Genomic DNA, 14106 nt, shown 5'->3' on the forward strand with positions numbered 1-14106 from the left:
TCAGTGTTAACTAAGTAGTGTATGTAATATATTAAATTTTTTGTATTATAAATAACTTAAAAAAAGTTTATTAGCTCGTGATCTAGATCAGTGCTAAAAGCTCAAGATACTTCCCACAATAGATTGGGGCAAAGTCTAATTCTATAGCTAATTTGCATATCCCAAATTTGTCTGTATATTTAAACATTGGCATTAATTTTATGAGAGAAGTTATCCCAGAAGAAAAGACATATTTAGAGCTTTCCGAAGCTGGTGGAAGCTCTCACAAGTTTTATGAAGTGATAGTTCAAGATAACCAATTAACTATACGTTACGGTCGTATTGGCGACTGTGGGCAAACTCAAACAAAAGCTTATCCAACTTCTGAGAAAGCGAAAGCAGAGGCTAGTAAAAAAATTAATGAAAAGCTCAAAAAAGGTTACGAGGTAGCTGTTATGGGTGTTCGCCAGAAGCGTCCTGTGACACGCCGCCAAGTTAGCAGCACTATTTCCACCGCAAAACAAGCTCCGATTATTTGGAAGTTTGCTTCATCTTCAGCTGCTTTTGGAATTTTCATTGATGCCAAACGTTGCTGGGTTGGGAATCAAGCAGGTCAAGTTTTTGCTTTAAATCATCAAGGTCAAGCGATCAATCGCTTTAAGCTTCCTGATGGTGTTAAATGTTTAGTTGCCGATGATATTTGGATTTATGCTGGTTGCGATGACGGTAATGTTTACGACCTGACTGGCAAGCTACCGCGTCTGAGCTATAAAATTGATGAAAATGTTGATATTTTTTGGTTAGATATCAAAGATGGATTGTTAGCCGTCTCTGATGCCAATGGTGGGGTAACGACAATCGATCATGATGATGAATCACAGTGGACTCGTCTAAGTCAAGGCGATTCCGGGTGGATGGTACGTTGTGACCAATCAGGGATTTATCACGGTCACAGCAAAGGCGTGACTATGTACGATCGCCTTGAAGGTCGGATGTTATGGCATCAAAAAACTCAAGGCAACGTATTATTTGGCTGGCAAGAGGCATCAACAGTCTATGCCGGAACAAGCGACCATAAAGTTTATTGCTTTAATAAAAATGGGGAAGTTGGCTCCGTTTTCAAATGTGATGCCTCAGTTTACTCTTGCGCTACCGCACTTAACGGCAAGTATGTGTTTGCTGGAGACAATAGTTCTTCCATTTACTGCTTTGATGAGCTAGGAAAGCGTCTTTGGAAGCTTTCTACAGGGTGTGGCTCGGCTTTATCTATGCAGTTTTTCAACAATTATATTTATATTGTGACAACAGATGGTTATTTGGCTTGCATTGATGCTAGTGAAACTGCGATTGGCTCTGCTCAAACAGGCACAGTTCCCGAAGCTGTAGTAATTAAAGCACCATTAGGTGAAGGAGTTGCACCCTCATCTGTTCTAGAGACTACTACAAATACAAGCTCTGGGGTTATTGTTGAATGCTTTCGAGAAGGAAGTAAATTGAGAGTTCGTGTTGTTTCTGATGGTTACAACCACAACTGGAAAGTTCAATTTCCCAAGGATATTCGTATTGAAGGTGCGCGTTACCTTGTTCAAGAAATACGTGAATCAGCAAGTGGCGGATTCTACCGTGCTTATGGTGATATTCAAAAATTAGTTTAACTAGATAGAGCCTGAGCTTCAGCGCTACAACGCTCAATATTTGAGGCGATCGCAACATCTCTCAAAAAACACCGACACTAAAGCATTCAGTCCCAGGTTAAACCGTAAAGACTGCGATCGCCCTTGAGCAAATTGAAACTAAGAATGAGAAATAGCACAACGCCCCATGCTCAATTACAAAATTCCCAAAAAATGGTTAATTTTGATGACAGTGGCTTTGATATGTGCCTTGTCGCTGGCGATCGCTTCTTCTGCCTCAAGTATTTATTTATATGGCAGGAGTAATAATAATATCAAGGCAGATGCAGCAATTGTTTTAGGAGCGGCAGTTTGGAAAGAAGAACCATCTCCTGTTTTCAGAGAGCGAATTAACCACGCCATTAACTTATATAAAAATGGATTTGTTAAGACAATCATTTTTACTGGCGGAGTTGGGGAGAGTAATGAACCAGCTGAAGCTATAGTTGGGAAAAATTATGCGATCGCACACCAGGTAAAAGCTGCTGATATTCTCATTGAGACTCAATCTCGCACAACTCACCAGAACCTCAAAAATGCTTTGGAAGTAGCGAATGCTCACCAATTAACCAAGTTTCTTATTGTCAGCGATCCATTGCATATGAAGCGAGCCGTATTGATGGCACGAGGCTTAGGAATGGATGCACATTCGTCTCCCACACCTACTACCCGCTATCGCAGTTTTCGCAGTCAGATGGAGTTTTTGAGCCGAGAAACTTATTTTTACTTTGTCTACTTAGTGTTTAAAATATAGCCGTAGCGGACTGCAACTAAAAATGCCCAATATTAGAAAATAAAGCTGTAACCTTTTCCTGTATAAATTAACTAACATTATCAACCTTTGTAATTAGATAGTTTCGAGGCGAAAATGCTTAAATGCTCTAGCTGCTTCAGGAATTAGCTCAATGTACCAATACCCATTCGTTTCATCTGCAAACCAATTAACTATTGCAAGTGCTGGTTGACCAAATTCATCATCTTTTACTCCAAAAAATTTGCAAAAACTGCACCTAAATGACCAATTTGTCCAGGAGAATCACCATTATATTCAGCAGCTTCAGATAACTCCCAAGTACGTAATCTGCGATTATCTTTCATAAAGTAACAATGCTGATATAACTTATCCAAGATAGCTTTATGCCCTGGAGTTAATCCCTCATAAATTGAATGGAATGCCTCTAGATATTCTTCTTCGGAAAAAATACAACGTTCAGCATATTTAATCACTTTATTATTCCCCTTTCGATTTGCCAGAATACCAATATTGAGAAAAACAAAGCTTGATGTCAACGGTAATATTTACCATATCTCATGTTTGAGATTGTCAAATCGCAGCAAGAGGTTTATTATACCTTTGCTGCGATTTTAAGCTTAATTGCGTGTAGCTTCCAGTAGGCGAGAAAAATAGAAGCGAGTCTTTGTCATTGCCCGTCGTTGCAAAGAAAAGCCATTGCTTTCTAAGATTTTCACCACATCAGCCTCACGATGTAAATAAGCACGAGTGGCTTTACTTGGCCCAGGAAAGAAACTGCCAATTTTCTTGAGTATACTCAGGGCGCAGGTCTTCGGCGCAAAACTGAGAATTATCCGCGACTGTGCCAAAGAACAGAGGTGAGATATCATCTCATCGGCTTTTTCTTGAGGGTAATGGATGAGAACATCTAGGCAAATAACAGTATGGTAGCTACCACTCAACGATTCTAAATCCTGCACCGCAAAAGTCGGATTTTCGTTATTTCCCAAAGTTTGTTTTGCTCTATCTCTGCCTTCTTCTACCATTTTTTCCGAAATATCGGTGGCATAGACTTTGGCACCATCGACTGCCAGGGGAATGCTGAGACTACCGACACCACACCCAGCATCACAGATTGATAGCTCTGGTAAATTGTTATCAGCCTTCAGCCAACCGAGAACTGTATCCACAGTTTGCTGGTGTCCATTGCGGATGTCTAATTGGACTTTGTTGACTTCGCCATCGCCGTAGATTCGCTTCCAACGGTCAAACCCTGTGGAATTGAAATATTCGCGAACAATCGTTTTGTCATCGGCTGCGTTCATAAACTTCGATTTTTAGGGGTTCCCAATGCTTAAAATTATCATTGATAGGAACCCATAAGAGCGGTCTTCCAGATTTTTCTAGATGGCTTCATAAATATTACTATTATGGTTTTTTTGACATACCCTAAGACCCTGTGAATTTAGGGTGGTGTTGGGTTAAAAAAGAAACATGAAAATCATCAAACCCATCACCAATTGGTTAGAAACCCGCGCCAGTGCCCCTGCATACGGCGGTTGGGTGCTAGGATTAACCGCTATTTGTTTTTTTGGCGCAGGTATCAATACGATGGCTGGTTGGCTTTACGCCATTAGCGGCATTAGTTTTGCCCTTTTGGGTGTAGCAGCCATCTTACCGCCGCGATCGCTCACAGGTCTATCCATCACTCGCCGTCCCATACAACCTGTGTCAGCAGGCGACGATCTAACGGTGGAATTAGAAATCTGCAATCAGACACAGCAGCCTGTAAGTTTATTGCAAGTTGAAGATATACTCCCCTTCGTCTTAGGGAAACCAGTACAAAAGGCAATCGAAACAATTCCTAGCCAAGGTAGTTACCGTTGGGTATATTACCACCCGACTGTGCGTCGGGGTGTTTATCGCTGGCACACAGTTGAACTTGGTTCTGGTGCGCCTTTGGGTTTGTTTTGGTGTCGCCGTCAGCGTGATTGTGCTGCGACAGCGATCGTTTATCCCACAGTGTTACCCTTGGCTACCTGTCCCCTAATAGATGAAATGGGACAAGAAGAGAGCAAAAGGGGCGATCCTCGTGGTAAACCCTTGCAAACAGCGACAACCGGGCTGGTGCGATCGCTCCGTCCCTACCGTCTAGGAGATCCTACTCGCTTGATTCACTGGCGGACTAGTGCGCGCTATGGCGAATTAAGGGTGCGGGAGTTAGAAATGGTAACAGGTGGACAAGAAATAGTTATTGCCCTTGACAGTGCTAGCAATTGGGAAGAAGAAAACTTTGAACAAGCAGTAATTGCCGCAGCATCTTTGTACTTTTATGCACAGCAACAAGAATTACAGGTGCAACTGTGGACAGCATCAACAAATTTAATCAAAGGCGAACGCTTTGTTCTAGAAACCTTAGCAGCAACCACAGCCTTAGAAGATGCCAGTTCAGTTGTTCCTAAAAGCTATCCTTTGATTTGGCTGACTCAAAACCCCCTGAGCCTTGCTACTCTTCCTCAAGGTAGTCGCTGGGTTTTATGGCCAAGTATTTCCTCACCAGCAGAACCAGAGGTAATTAATTGGGAACACCCTGGTATAGTTTTGCAAAGCGATAATCCACTGCAACCCCAGCTACAAAAAACATTACATTCATAAATCAATTCAAATTTTATAATTTCAAAGACCACTGACAAGTTCAACTTCTGCGATTTCTGAGATTTTCTCCGATCCCAGGACACCGGATATATCAGCCTTTGAGCAAATGTAAAACAATTTGAGGGGAAAAGGTTGGGGAAATACACCCAGTAATCCCCACATGAGGCTGAGGTACAATGCAAAGAAATATTTAAATTATGAACGACATGATCGCATCAGAACATAACACAAAATCCAGCGATAAAAGCCTAGAGGCAATGCGGCATTTTTCCGAACAATACGCCAAGCGTACTGGAACATACTTCTGTTCTGAACCTTCTGTCACCGCAGTTGTGATTGAAGGATTAGCCAAACATAAAGACGACCTGGGTGCGCCTTTATGTCCTTGTCGCCATTACGAAGATAAAGAAGCTGAGATTCACGCCACATATTGGAACTGTCCTTGTGTGCCAATGAGAGAACGCAAAGAGTGCCATTGCATGTTGTTCCTCACCTCTGACAATGAGTTTGCTGGAGATAAACAAGAAATCTCTCTGGAAACAATCAAAGAAGTACGAGACAGCATGGGATGAGCGAAATCATCCCCCAAGAGTTTTGGCAAGGCGTAGAACAGTTCAATTCTGGACAGTTCTACGCTTGTCATGACACTTTAGAGGCTTTGTGGATTGAAGCTAGCGAACCGGAAAAAAGCTTTTATCAAGGAATTCTCCAAATTGCTGTGGCACTGTATCATTTGGAAAATCGGAACTGGCGAGGTGCTGTAATTCTATTGGGAGAAGGCAGCAATCGCCTACGCCGTTACCCATCTAGTTACAGCGGCATTGACGTAGATGAGCTATTGAGCGAGAGCGCAGTGTTGTTGACGACATTACAGCAAATAGGGCCAGACTTGATTGCTGCTGGCAATCTGGGCGAAAATCAAGTCTTATCTTTGCCTAAAATCGTGCTAACGACTGATTAGACATAGGAGTGAAATTAATTATGTGTTACCCGAAATCCTTGGTAGGCAAAATTCATCTAGCCGAGGGCTTCGCGTACTACTACGTGGAAGCAAGCTACGCATAGCGTCTTTGTTAAAAAAAGAGTATTGTGTCTACGTCATTTTCATTCAGATGTCAATTACCTGAAACCTTGAGGTTGGGGGTAGCGTCACTATTTCAGCCAGTAGTTATCAGAAATCACTCCAGATTGTATATTTCATAATCTGGATAAAGTACTTGAGATAATTAGAATGCAAGCTGAAATCCTAAATCCCCAATTGCTATGATGCCCTGCTATCAATTGCCCTTATCCCAGATACGTCGCTTTGGATTAGCTTTAATGCTGCCAGCTACACTTTTGGGCGCTTTTGCCTTCCCTACCCAAGTGCAAACCGCTACTGCACAAACATCTCAGGCAAATCGCCCCCTGACTATCCGCGCTGATGTGCAAGAATATGACGCGAAAAATCAAGTAATCACCGCTCGCGGTAATGTGCAAATGTTGTATCCGGCTCGCCAACTTCAGGCAACATCTGCCCAAGCACAGTATTTTAGTAAAGAACGCCGAATTGATTTCAGTGGCAACGTCTATATTTTGCAACAGGGCGGTAACAGTATCCGAGCAGAGAAAGTAACCTATTTAATTGATGAAGGGCGATTTGTTGCTTTACCCCAATCCAACCGTCAGGTAGAGTCCATCTACATGGTGCAAGAATCAGATAATAATGGACAAACTGCGACACCTGCCCCAAAAACACCACCTTTGAAGCCTTCTAATTAGCATTTACCACCAAGAAAGGGTGCTTCCAGCGTGAAAATTGTTTTAGAAAATATTCATAAATCTTACGGCAAGCGAGTAATTGTCAATCGTGTCAATCTTTCTGTTGCTCAGGGGGAAATCGTTGGTTTACTAGGCCCCAATGGGGCTGGTAAAACGACGACTTTTTACATTGCCACAGGTTTAGAAAAACCCAATCAAGGAAAAGTTTGGCTGGGTAATGTAGACGTAACGGGAATGCCAATGCATCAAAGGGCAAGACTGGGTATTGGTTATCTAGCACAAGAAGCAAGTGTTTTTCGCCAACTCTCGGTAGAAGATAATATTCTGTTAGTGCTAGAACAAACTCATGTGCCACGATGGGAATGGGCAAGGCGACTCAGAACTTTACTGCGGGAGTTTCGGTTGGAAAAATTAGCTAGGAGTAAAGGAATTCAACTTTCTGGTGGTGAGCGACGGCGGACGGAATTAGCAAGGTCTTTAGCTGCTGGACAAGAAGGGCCAAAATTTTTACTTTTGGATGAACCATTTGCCGGAGTCGATCCGATCGCAGTCTCAGAAATTCAGCAAATCGTAGCACAACTGCGCGATCGCGGCATGGGAATCTTAATTACAGATCATAATGTCCGCGAAACCCTCGCGATCACCGATCGCGCCTATATCATGCGTGAGGGACAAATTCTTGCTTTTGGCGCTGCTGACGAACTCTACAGCAATCCCCTCGTGCGGCAATATTATTTGGGGGATAATTTTCAAGTCTAAATTAACAATTATTTAGTTAATAATCTCCCAGGGTATTTTGATTTTTGATTTTTCAGCATGAATTTATTAGTTTATTTTTAGCCATTAAGTATTTAATTTTGATCTTAAATACACTAGAGATGTTTTGCTTTGCCAGGGTTGCCAATATCTAAATTTTAAAATTGCTTATGATATCAAAGAAGCTCACGTATTTTAATAGTCTCTATTCGCTGCTGCCTTTTACGATCATGGATCGCTATCTTGCCAGCGAATTGTTAGCGCCGTTTTTCTTTGGTGTCGGAGCTTTTTCATCAATTGGCGTCACTATTGATGCTGTATTCGATCTCGTTAGAAAAATTGTCGAATCTGGGCTACCTATAGACATTGCTATTCAAGTTTTTTTGTTAAAATTTCCCAACTTTATCGTTTTAGCCTTCCCCATGTCTACGCTGCTGGCTACTTTGATGACTTACAGTCGTCTTTCTAGCGAGAGCGAACTAATTGCCTTGCGTGGTTGTGGTGTCAGTGTCTATCGCATGGTGCTAACTGCTGTGATGTTAAGTCTTGTAGTCACAGGAATGACATTTGTGTTTAACGAAGAAATTGCACCAGCAGCCAATTATCAAGCGGCGATGACTCTGGATAAAGCTCTTAAATCAGACAAGCCCACTTTTAAACAGCAAAATATTTTCTATCCTGAATACCAGGATGTTGTCCAGCCAGATGGCTCTAAAAATCGGATATTGACACGCTTATTTTACGCCGACCAATTTGATGGTAAGCGAATGAAAGGGTTGACAATTATAGATCGCTCAACCAAAAATCTGAATCAAATTGTCGTATCAGAATCTGCTCAGTGGAATCCTTCTCAAAATGTTTGGGATTTTTACAACGGCACAATCTATTTTGTTGCTGCCGATCGCTCTTATCGTAACATCGTCAGATTTGAACAGCAACAACTGCAACTACCGCGCACGCCATTAAGTCTGGCAGAAAAAAGCCGCGATTATGGTGAAATGAATATTGCCGAAGCACTACAGCAACTAGAAGTGGAAAATCTTGGTGGCGATCGCCAAAAAATTCGTAAACTTGAAGTGCGGATTCAACAAAAAATCTCTTTGCCCTTTGTCTGCGTGGTTTTTGGTTTGGTAGGTGCAGCGATGGGAAGCATACCCCAGCGAACGGGGAGAGGTACCAGCTTTGGGATTAGTGTCATAGTTATATTTTCGTACTACTTAATATTCTTTGTTAGTGGGGCGATGGCACAAGCAGGTGTCCTTTCTCCGTTTATGGGGGCTTGGTTGCCCAACTTTCTTTTTTTGGGAATAGGTTTATTCTTATTGATGCGAGTTGCGAGAAGGTAAATTGAAATAGCAGGGGGCAGGGAGCAGGGGGCACGGGGACAAAGAGACAAGGAAAATAATTCCAAACTCCTAACTCCTAACTCCCAATGCCTATTCCTCTTCATCCCCACACTTCAATTACGGGTGATAATTTCGACATTCTGGTGCATTGGGGTTTTCCTTGCAGTATTCTTCAAAAGAAACTTTCGCTGATATCATACCCTCAGCTTTTTGATGAGCTGCTTCTGCCTGAAGTTCTTCTACCTCATCCCAGGCAGCTGCACAGGCTTTAGAATAAGCACTTTGTTCGGTGCAAATAGCACGAGCTTGCTCAATTGCTTTTTGAATCCTCTCCTCCAGCAGTAGCGCTTTTGGCGCTTCCACAAAGTCGCTTTTAGTCAAAATGTCGGTAATCGAGATGATCCCCAACAGCTTGCCTTGAATCACAGGCGCGCGATGAATACCAGTATTAGCAAATAACCGCGCTACATATTCCACACCCAAATCAGGATTGACCACGATGCAGGGCTTGCTCATAATTTCATAAACCCGCACTTGCTTTGGATCTTTCCCGTAGGCTGTTATTTTATAAACAATATCTGTTTCTGTGACAATACCATAAGCATCATTGTCATAGCGACGATCCACAACCAGCGCCCGCAATCCTTTATCCTTCATCAGCCCCACCGCTTCAGCAACAGTTGCCGAACCGCGAATGGTAACTACGTCTTTGGTCATGATATCTTCAGCTTTCATCATTGTTGTAGTCTCCTGGTTAATAGTCCGGTGCAGCACTGCGCCCTCATGGGCGTATCGAAGCATTGCACCGCACAGTTTGCTCTAACTAGAAAGTAAAAAAAGTTGAACTTTTGCCGAGCTACAACAATAAATTAGACCAGTTGTCAACTTATGATGTTATCCAATGTAACCAATGCCCAAAAACCCAGCATAAATTGTGATAATATTTTGCCGATTAACAAATATTTATTTTTTAATTGCCGAAAATTGCCGTATTTTCCAGAAATAGCTAGAAATCAAATTGGTAATAATATGAGCGACAATCGGCACTAACAAGTTGCCCGTGAGCAGAGCGCTATATGCCAATATCATCCCGACAATTGTTGCCCAAATTACATAAGGCCATTGTTGGGAACCGCTAAAATGCAAGATGCCAAAGCAAAGACTGGATACAATTACAGCTGTCAGATCGGAGCCTAACGCTGGTAGTATCACACCTCTAAATAACAATTCTTCACTCAATCCGGGTAGCAACCCCAGCCAAATTAAATCTGGTAAAGCTAAAGGCTTCAGTACGATTTCTAGGTAATAATCTGCACTCTTACGATAGGCAGTCCATAGACGGTAAGTTAAGCCACTTAACGCGGTGAGTACAAACCCCAACCCTACACCTAATAGCGCTTCTCTTGGATTCAAGTCCCAAGCAAATAGCGAAAAGTTGCCAAAGTATAACGAAAGTTTAGCGACTATCAACAAAATGATTGCAGTCGCTCCCATCGCCCCAAGTACTTGGATACGCGTTAGGTATGGAATTTCTGGCTCTTGCTTTTGTTGTTCAATCACAGGTTTTTAAAGGGAGAGGGGGCATTGGGCATTGGGCATTGGGTATTGGGAATTGGGAATTGGGCATTGGGCATTGGGCATTGGGCATTGGGCATTGGGCATAACTCCAAACTCCTAACTCCTAACTCCAAACTCCTAACTCCTAACTCCAAACTCCTAACTTTTAATTACTGACTGCAAAGGTAATAATTTGGGACGGAGAGCGGAGGGATTGATGCCTGCTTTATGTGCTACTAATACACCTACTGCTTCTAAATATGAGTTTACCTGTATAGATTTGATCCCCAACGGTTGCGGAGGAACTTTTATTAGAGTTTTATTTTCTTCTACTGTAATTATTTGGCATCGTTTTTGGCTTAAACTCAGTAAGGCACTGCTACCACAGGCAGTTGCAGGTGCGATCGCAGCATCCACTTCATCTGCCCAAATATCTCCTTGCTGTGATGCGATCGCTCTCTCTATTATAAATTGTGGGGCACGACTTAATCCTACAAGCACGCACGGCAAAAAGGTATAACCCAATTCTTCGGCGGCGGAACGGGGAGATAAATCTGGTTGCGGAGGTTCGCTTAAAAGGGCGGGTGAATGGGCGCAAGGAATTTGAAAGGTTCGCACTAGCAAATGGCTAATTACGGCTTCTGCACCCGCTAAAGAATCTACCCCTTCACCTTGACGATATTTCTGTACTGCTTCTGAGTCCATATCATCCGGGAAACGGGCTACAACTGCGATCGCTTCTGCCCCCGCTTTTTTTATTAATATCTCGGCTGCTCGTAACAAGCTATCTGGGTTGCCAATTGTTCCCCAACTAGCCCCCGATGCTGTAGTCCGTAATTCTACATTTAATGGCGCATCCGTAATTACATAATCTGTTAAAGTCAATCCCAGAGTTGCTCTGACTGCATCGGCTGCTTGTATATGTCGTAGTCGTAACTCTGGCTCAATGCCTTGGTCTAAAAGCAAACCTACTTTGTTGCTGCGGACTGGACGCAACCCCCAGCATCCAGAGGCGAATTTGTCAAGTCCGTAACCTTCAACATAAAAAGCATTGGGGAGATTCCAATACAAACTTGCGCCATTGAGGACATTGGGGTGAGTAATTAGGCGATCGCAAACCTGTGCTATAACTCTGGCAACAGGCAAAGCATCTCCTGCATAACCCCCAATGGCAGCCCCAACGCCAGTTGGTACAATTAAGATAGCGGTGTACATATTGAGTGATGAGTGATGAGTGATGAGTAATGAGTTTATAAATCAAAAGCCATCAAATCCTAACTCCGAACTCCTAACTCTTGGAAAGACTTGGGTTAATCGCGTCTCAACTCCCAACTCCTAACTCCTAACTCTTAACTGTCGTAACAACGGCTTCAATTGTAGCTTTTTGTTCGTCAACGTCCACAGAAGTAACTGCCCAACGCAGAGGTTCGCCTTGTCTCTTTAACTCTGTTTCAATTACTTCTAGTAACTCTGCGGGAGTTTCTTGTAAATCAATTTCTGCGGTAATAAAATGAGTCGTCATTTTGGTAATTCCTGTTAATTTCTAGTTTCTAGAATAGCTGATTTTATCTGCAATTAAATACTTGCGTAATTTATCAGGTTTGGTAATCTCCGCAAACAGTTATTCAGTTATGAATAATCATCCGATATACTGATAACTGTTCGCTGATTATTTGCCTTTGCCAAATTGTAATTGATAAACTATGTCTTCCTTTTCCGTCTGAATTTTCAAATCAGAAAGGGGTTTGGCAACACAAAGCAATACGTAACCTTGCTTTTGCAAATCTGGACTAACGCCCATACCATCAGTTTGATCCACAGTTCCTTCGCTTATTTGACCGGCGCAAGTTGTGCAGACACCTGCATTGCAAGAACTCGGCAGTTCCAAACCAGCAGCATCGGCAACTGATAAGATCGTTTCATTTTCAGGAACTTGCAAGGTATGAATTTTGCCTTGGTGATCAATTTCTACGGTGTAAGTTTTGGGCATATACAAAAGAAGGTCATGCTACGGACAAATTTATTAGTTTATCTGAATTAGTTAAAAATATCCAGATGTTACTATAAAAGTTTAGGTAAAAAAGAAGCAATTATAGCAACTAATTCGGAATAAGTTATAAATTAGTAACATTATTTACTATACAATACATAAATAAATTAGTTAAATTTGCTTACTATAAATATGCGCGATCGCGTTTCCTTATAAAAACCATTTGACATCTTTCAGATTGCCTTGGAGAGAATATGCGAGTGTTGTTTTCAGTGGTCGGTACGCGCAAAGATGTACAACAACCAGCGATCGCCTTGGCGTTGGAGGTGCGCGATCGCGGGCACGAGATACATCTGTGTGTGCCGCCGAATTTTATCGAGTGGGCAAAGAGGCTTGGGTTTGAGTTTACACCAGTGGGGATCGAGATGCGAGCGCCGCGCAAGACTGCGGTGAGTGACACCACAACAACTAAGCCAATGCCCGACCTCATCACCAACCAGTTCGATGCGATCGGTGCGGCCGCAAACTGCTGCGCTGATACCAGTTCTCGTGGTTCCGTTGCAAAAAGTATAAGATTAGACACTATATAGCGATGGTTGCACTCACCAACAAACTTTGGTCATCAATGTTACAATGTTGACTCTTAAAGTTACAGCATAAAGCCTTAGAGCTAGAACATAAAGCCTTAAAGTTACAACATTAAGGCTTCAGGTTATAACATTAAGCCTTAAGGTTACAATATTAAGCCTTAGAGCTAGAACATAAAGGCTTAAGGTTACAACATTAAGGCTTAAAGTTAAAGCGATCGCAGTTGACATAGAAGACAGACCATTCGTAGGGGCACAGCAATGCTCATTTGTGTCAACTTAACGTGAAAGCAAGTCTAGAACTAGCTTTTAGATTGCCTCGTTCCCAGTCTCCGACTGGGAATGCACTTCAATTGAGGCTCCGCCTCTCTTCCTGGCGGCAGAGCCGCAATTGAAGTGCATTTCCAGCCAGAGGCTAGAAACGAGGTTTTAACATAATATTATTTTGCTGAAAATCAACTTTTGATGATTAAATTCCGAGAAATCACGGACGTAAATCAAAACTTTTACTACGAAAAATGCGCTTTTTGCTGAACCAAAATCCAGGTTAATTGAGACAAAATAGCTTTGTAAAGCTTTTAAAAGTGTAAATTTATGACTCGAAAAAAACGTAATTCCCGGATTTTAGAAAAAGCTGAGTTTAGAGTTGCCGGACTGAAAGCTATCGATCCAAAAATCAATTTTGATGATACTCACAACTTGCAAAACCTGACTCACTTAATAGACAATTTTCACAATATGCTTGATGAGTATAACGCTGCTATAGCTATGATTGACTCTTCTAGAAATAAGCTAGATGAGATGGAAAAAACCTTAAGTCAGGTTTCAGACAAAATGCTGACGTGGGTTGGTTGCAAGTACGGCAAAAACAGCAATGAATATGAACTTGCAGGCGGCGTTAGAGACAGCGAACGTATCCGTAAAAGCAGATTGACACGCTTGAAATCTAACACAGATAAAACATCAGATGTAAAAGCAATAACCGCCACCCCCTAAGCTCGACTTTATCCATTTTTACGAAACCCAAAACCTGACACTGAAACCTTTGTGGGACGGTAGTTTTACTTTT

17 protein-coding genes are annotated in these 14106 nt (G+C 42.2%); 10 read left to right on the forward strand and 7 right to left on the reverse strand.

Features of this window, described 5'->3' with window-relative positions:
* The first annotated feature begins 212 nt into the window (after nt 1–212).
* On the forward strand, nt 213–1634 hold the full coding sequence (locus tag RMZ95_RS30810) for a WGR domain-containing protein (RefSeq protein ID WP_322683065.1): 1422 nt from the start codon (nt 213–215) through the stop codon (nt 1632–1634).
* A gap of 166 nt (nt 1635–1800) precedes the next feature.
* Nucleotides 1801–2406, forward strand: a complete 606-nt coding sequence (locus RMZ95_RS30815; protein ID WP_322682982.1) for a YdcF family protein — start codon at nt 1801–1803, stop codon at nt 2404–2406.
* A 227-nt stretch (nt 2407–2633) separates the two neighbouring features.
* Here RMZ95_RS30815 and RMZ95_RS30820 read toward each other — a convergent pair whose 3' ends face one another.
* Entirely contained in the window at nt 2634–2879 is a 246-nt protein-coding gene (locus RMZ95_RS30820; RefSeq protein ID WP_322682981.1) for a hypothetical protein, read from the reverse strand.
* Between the two features lie 144 nt (nt 2880–3023).
* Nucleotides 3024–3710: a magnesium protoporphyrin IX methyltransferase gene (gene bchM / locus RMZ95_RS30825; RefSeq protein WP_322682980.1), complete on the reverse strand. Its 687-nt coding sequence runs from the start codon at nt 3708–3710 to the stop codon at nt 3024–3026.
* A 169-nt stretch (nt 3711–3879) separates the two neighbouring features.
* Here bchM and RMZ95_RS30830 point away from each other — a divergent pair, with 169 nt between their 5' ends.
* The 6 genes from RMZ95_RS30830 to RMZ95_RS30855 all read left to right on the forward strand — a co-directional run bounded on the left by RMZ95_RS30830 (nt 3880) and on the right by RMZ95_RS30855 (nt 8903).
* Nucleotides 3880–5040: a DUF58 domain-containing protein gene (locus RMZ95_RS30830; protein ID WP_322682979.1), complete on the forward strand. Its 1161-nt coding sequence runs from the start codon at nt 3880–3882 to the stop codon at nt 5038–5040.
* Between the two features lie 206 nt (nt 5041–5246).
* Nucleotides 5247–5612 (forward strand): ferredoxin thioredoxin reductase catalytic beta subunit, encoded by a 366-nt coding sequence (locus RMZ95_RS30835; protein ID WP_292854015.1) that lies wholly within the window; start codon nt 5247–5249, stop codon nt 5610–5612.
* Nucleotides 5609–6001, forward strand: coding sequence for a DUF309 domain-containing protein (locus tag RMZ95_RS30840; RefSeq protein WP_322682978.1), 393 nt, complete (start codon nt 5609–5611; stop codon nt 5999–6001). The genes RMZ95_RS30835 and RMZ95_RS30840 overlap by 4 nt, the downstream gene beginning before the upstream one ends.
* Nucleotides 6002–6303: 302 nt before the next feature.
* Entirely contained in the window at nt 6304–6801 is a 498-nt protein-coding gene (locus RMZ95_RS30845) for an LptA/OstA family protein (protein WP_322670908.1), read from the forward strand.
* Between the two features lie 30 nt (nt 6802–6831).
* Nucleotides 6832–7560: an LPS export ABC transporter ATP-binding protein gene (lptB, locus tag RMZ95_RS30850; RefSeq protein WP_322670907.1), complete on the forward strand. Its 729-nt coding sequence runs from the start codon at nt 6832–6834 to the stop codon at nt 7558–7560.
* Between the two features lie 227 nt (nt 7561–7787).
* On the forward strand, nt 7788–8903 hold the full coding sequence (locus RMZ95_RS30855) for an LptF/LptG family permease (protein ID WP_322670906.1): 1116 nt from the start codon (nt 7788–7790) through the stop codon (nt 8901–8903).
* A gap of 117 nt (nt 8904–9020) precedes the next feature.
* On the opposite strand, the gene RMZ95_RS30860 is transcribed toward RMZ95_RS30855, so the two are convergent.
* The 5 genes from RMZ95_RS30860 to RMZ95_RS30880 all read right to left on the reverse strand — a co-directional run bounded on the left by RMZ95_RS30860 (nt 9021) and on the right by RMZ95_RS30880 (nt 12450).
* Nucleotides 9021–9641: a CP12 domain-containing protein gene (locus tag RMZ95_RS30860; protein WP_322670905.1), complete on the reverse strand. Its 621-nt coding sequence runs from the start codon at nt 9639–9641 to the stop codon at nt 9021–9023.
* Between the two features lie 225 nt (nt 9642–9866).
* Nucleotides 9867–10463, reverse strand: a complete 597-nt coding sequence (locus RMZ95_RS30865; protein WP_322682977.1) for a CPBP family intramembrane glutamic endopeptidase — start codon at nt 10461–10463, stop codon at nt 9867–9869.
* Between the two features lie 156 nt (nt 10464–10619).
* A complete protein-coding gene (locus tag RMZ95_RS30870; protein ID WP_322682975.1) occupies nt 10620–11675 on the reverse strand; it encodes a DUF3326 domain-containing protein in 1056 nt (351 codons plus the stop codon).
* Between the two features lie 127 nt (nt 11676–11802).
* Nucleotides 11803–11982, reverse strand: a complete 180-nt coding sequence (locus RMZ95_RS30875; protein WP_322682974.1) for a hypothetical protein — start codon at nt 11980–11982, stop codon at nt 11803–11805.
* Nucleotides 11983–12129: 147 nt separating this feature from the next.
* Nucleotides 12130–12450, reverse strand: a complete 321-nt coding sequence (locus RMZ95_RS30880; RefSeq protein ID WP_322670901.1) for a 2Fe-2S iron-sulfur cluster-binding protein — start codon at nt 12448–12450, stop codon at nt 12130–12132.
* 260 nt (nt 12451–12710) lie between these two features.
* Here RMZ95_RS30880 and RMZ95_RS30885 point away from each other — a divergent pair, with 260 nt between their 5' ends.
* Nucleotides 12711–13040 (forward strand): glycosyltransferase, encoded by a 330-nt coding sequence (locus tag RMZ95_RS30885; protein WP_322682973.1) that lies wholly within the window; start codon nt 12711–12713, stop codon nt 13038–13040.
* Nucleotides 13041–13631: 591 nt separating this feature from the next.
* Nucleotides 13632–14033, forward strand: a complete 402-nt coding sequence (locus RMZ95_RS30890; protein ID WP_322682972.1) for a hypothetical protein — start codon at nt 13632–13634, stop codon at nt 14031–14033.
* The last annotated feature ends 73 nt before the right edge of the window (nt 14034–14106 follow it).

The sequence above is a fragment of the Nostoc sp. DedQUE07 genome, from assembly GCF_034530975.2.
Taxonomy (GTDB): Bacteria; Cyanobacteriota; Cyanobacteriia; order Cyanobacteriales; family Nostocaceae; genus Nostoc.

Bases quoted from the DNA above. Each gene is read 5' to 3' on its own strand.
- RMZ95_RS30845 (WP_322670908.1), top strand. From the start codon at position 6,304: ATGATGCCCTGCTATCAATTGCCCTTATCCCAGATACGTCGCTTTGGA.
- RMZ95_RS30840 (WP_322682978.1), top strand. From the start codon at position 5,609: ATGAGCGAAATCATCCCCCAAGAGTTTTGGCAAGGCGTAGAACAGTTC.
- RMZ95_RS30835 (WP_292854015.1), top strand. From the start codon at position 5,247: ATGATCGCATCAGAACATAACACAAAATCCAGCGATAAAAGCCTAGAG.
- RMZ95_RS30830 (WP_322682979.1), top strand. From the start codon at position 3,880: ATGAAAATCATCAAACCCATCACCAATTGGTTAGAAACCCGCGCCAGT.
- RMZ95_RS30870 (WP_322682975.1), bottom strand. From the start codon at position 11,675: ATGTACACCGCTATCTTAATTGTACCAACTGGCGTTGGGGCTGCCATT.
- RMZ95_RS30890 (WP_322682972.1), top strand. From the start codon at position 13,632: ATGACTCGAAAAAAACGTAATTCCCGGATTTTAGAAAAAGCTGAGTTT.
- RMZ95_RS30860 (WP_322670905.1), bottom strand. From the start codon at position 9,641: ATGATGAAAGCTGAAGATATCATGACCAAAGACGTAGTTACCATTCGC.
- RMZ95_RS30815 (WP_322682982.1), top strand. From the start codon at position 1,801: ATGCTCAATTACAAAATTCCCAAAAAATGGTTAATTTTGATGACAGTG.
- RMZ95_RS30875 (WP_322682974.1), bottom strand. From the start codon at position 11,982: ATGACGACTCATTTTATTACCGCAGAAATTGATTTACAAGAAACTCCC.
- RMZ95_RS30855 (WP_322670906.1), top strand. From the start codon at position 7,788: ATGGATCGCTATCTTGCCAGCGAATTGTTAGCGCCGTTTTTCTTTGGT.
- bchM (WP_322682980.1), bottom strand. From the start codon at position 3,710: ATGAACGCAGCCGATGACAAAACGATTGTTCGCGAATATTTCAATTCC.
- RMZ95_RS30880 (WP_322670901.1), bottom strand. From the start codon at position 12,450: ATGCCCAAAACTTACACCGTAGAAATTGATCACCAAGGCAAAATTCAT.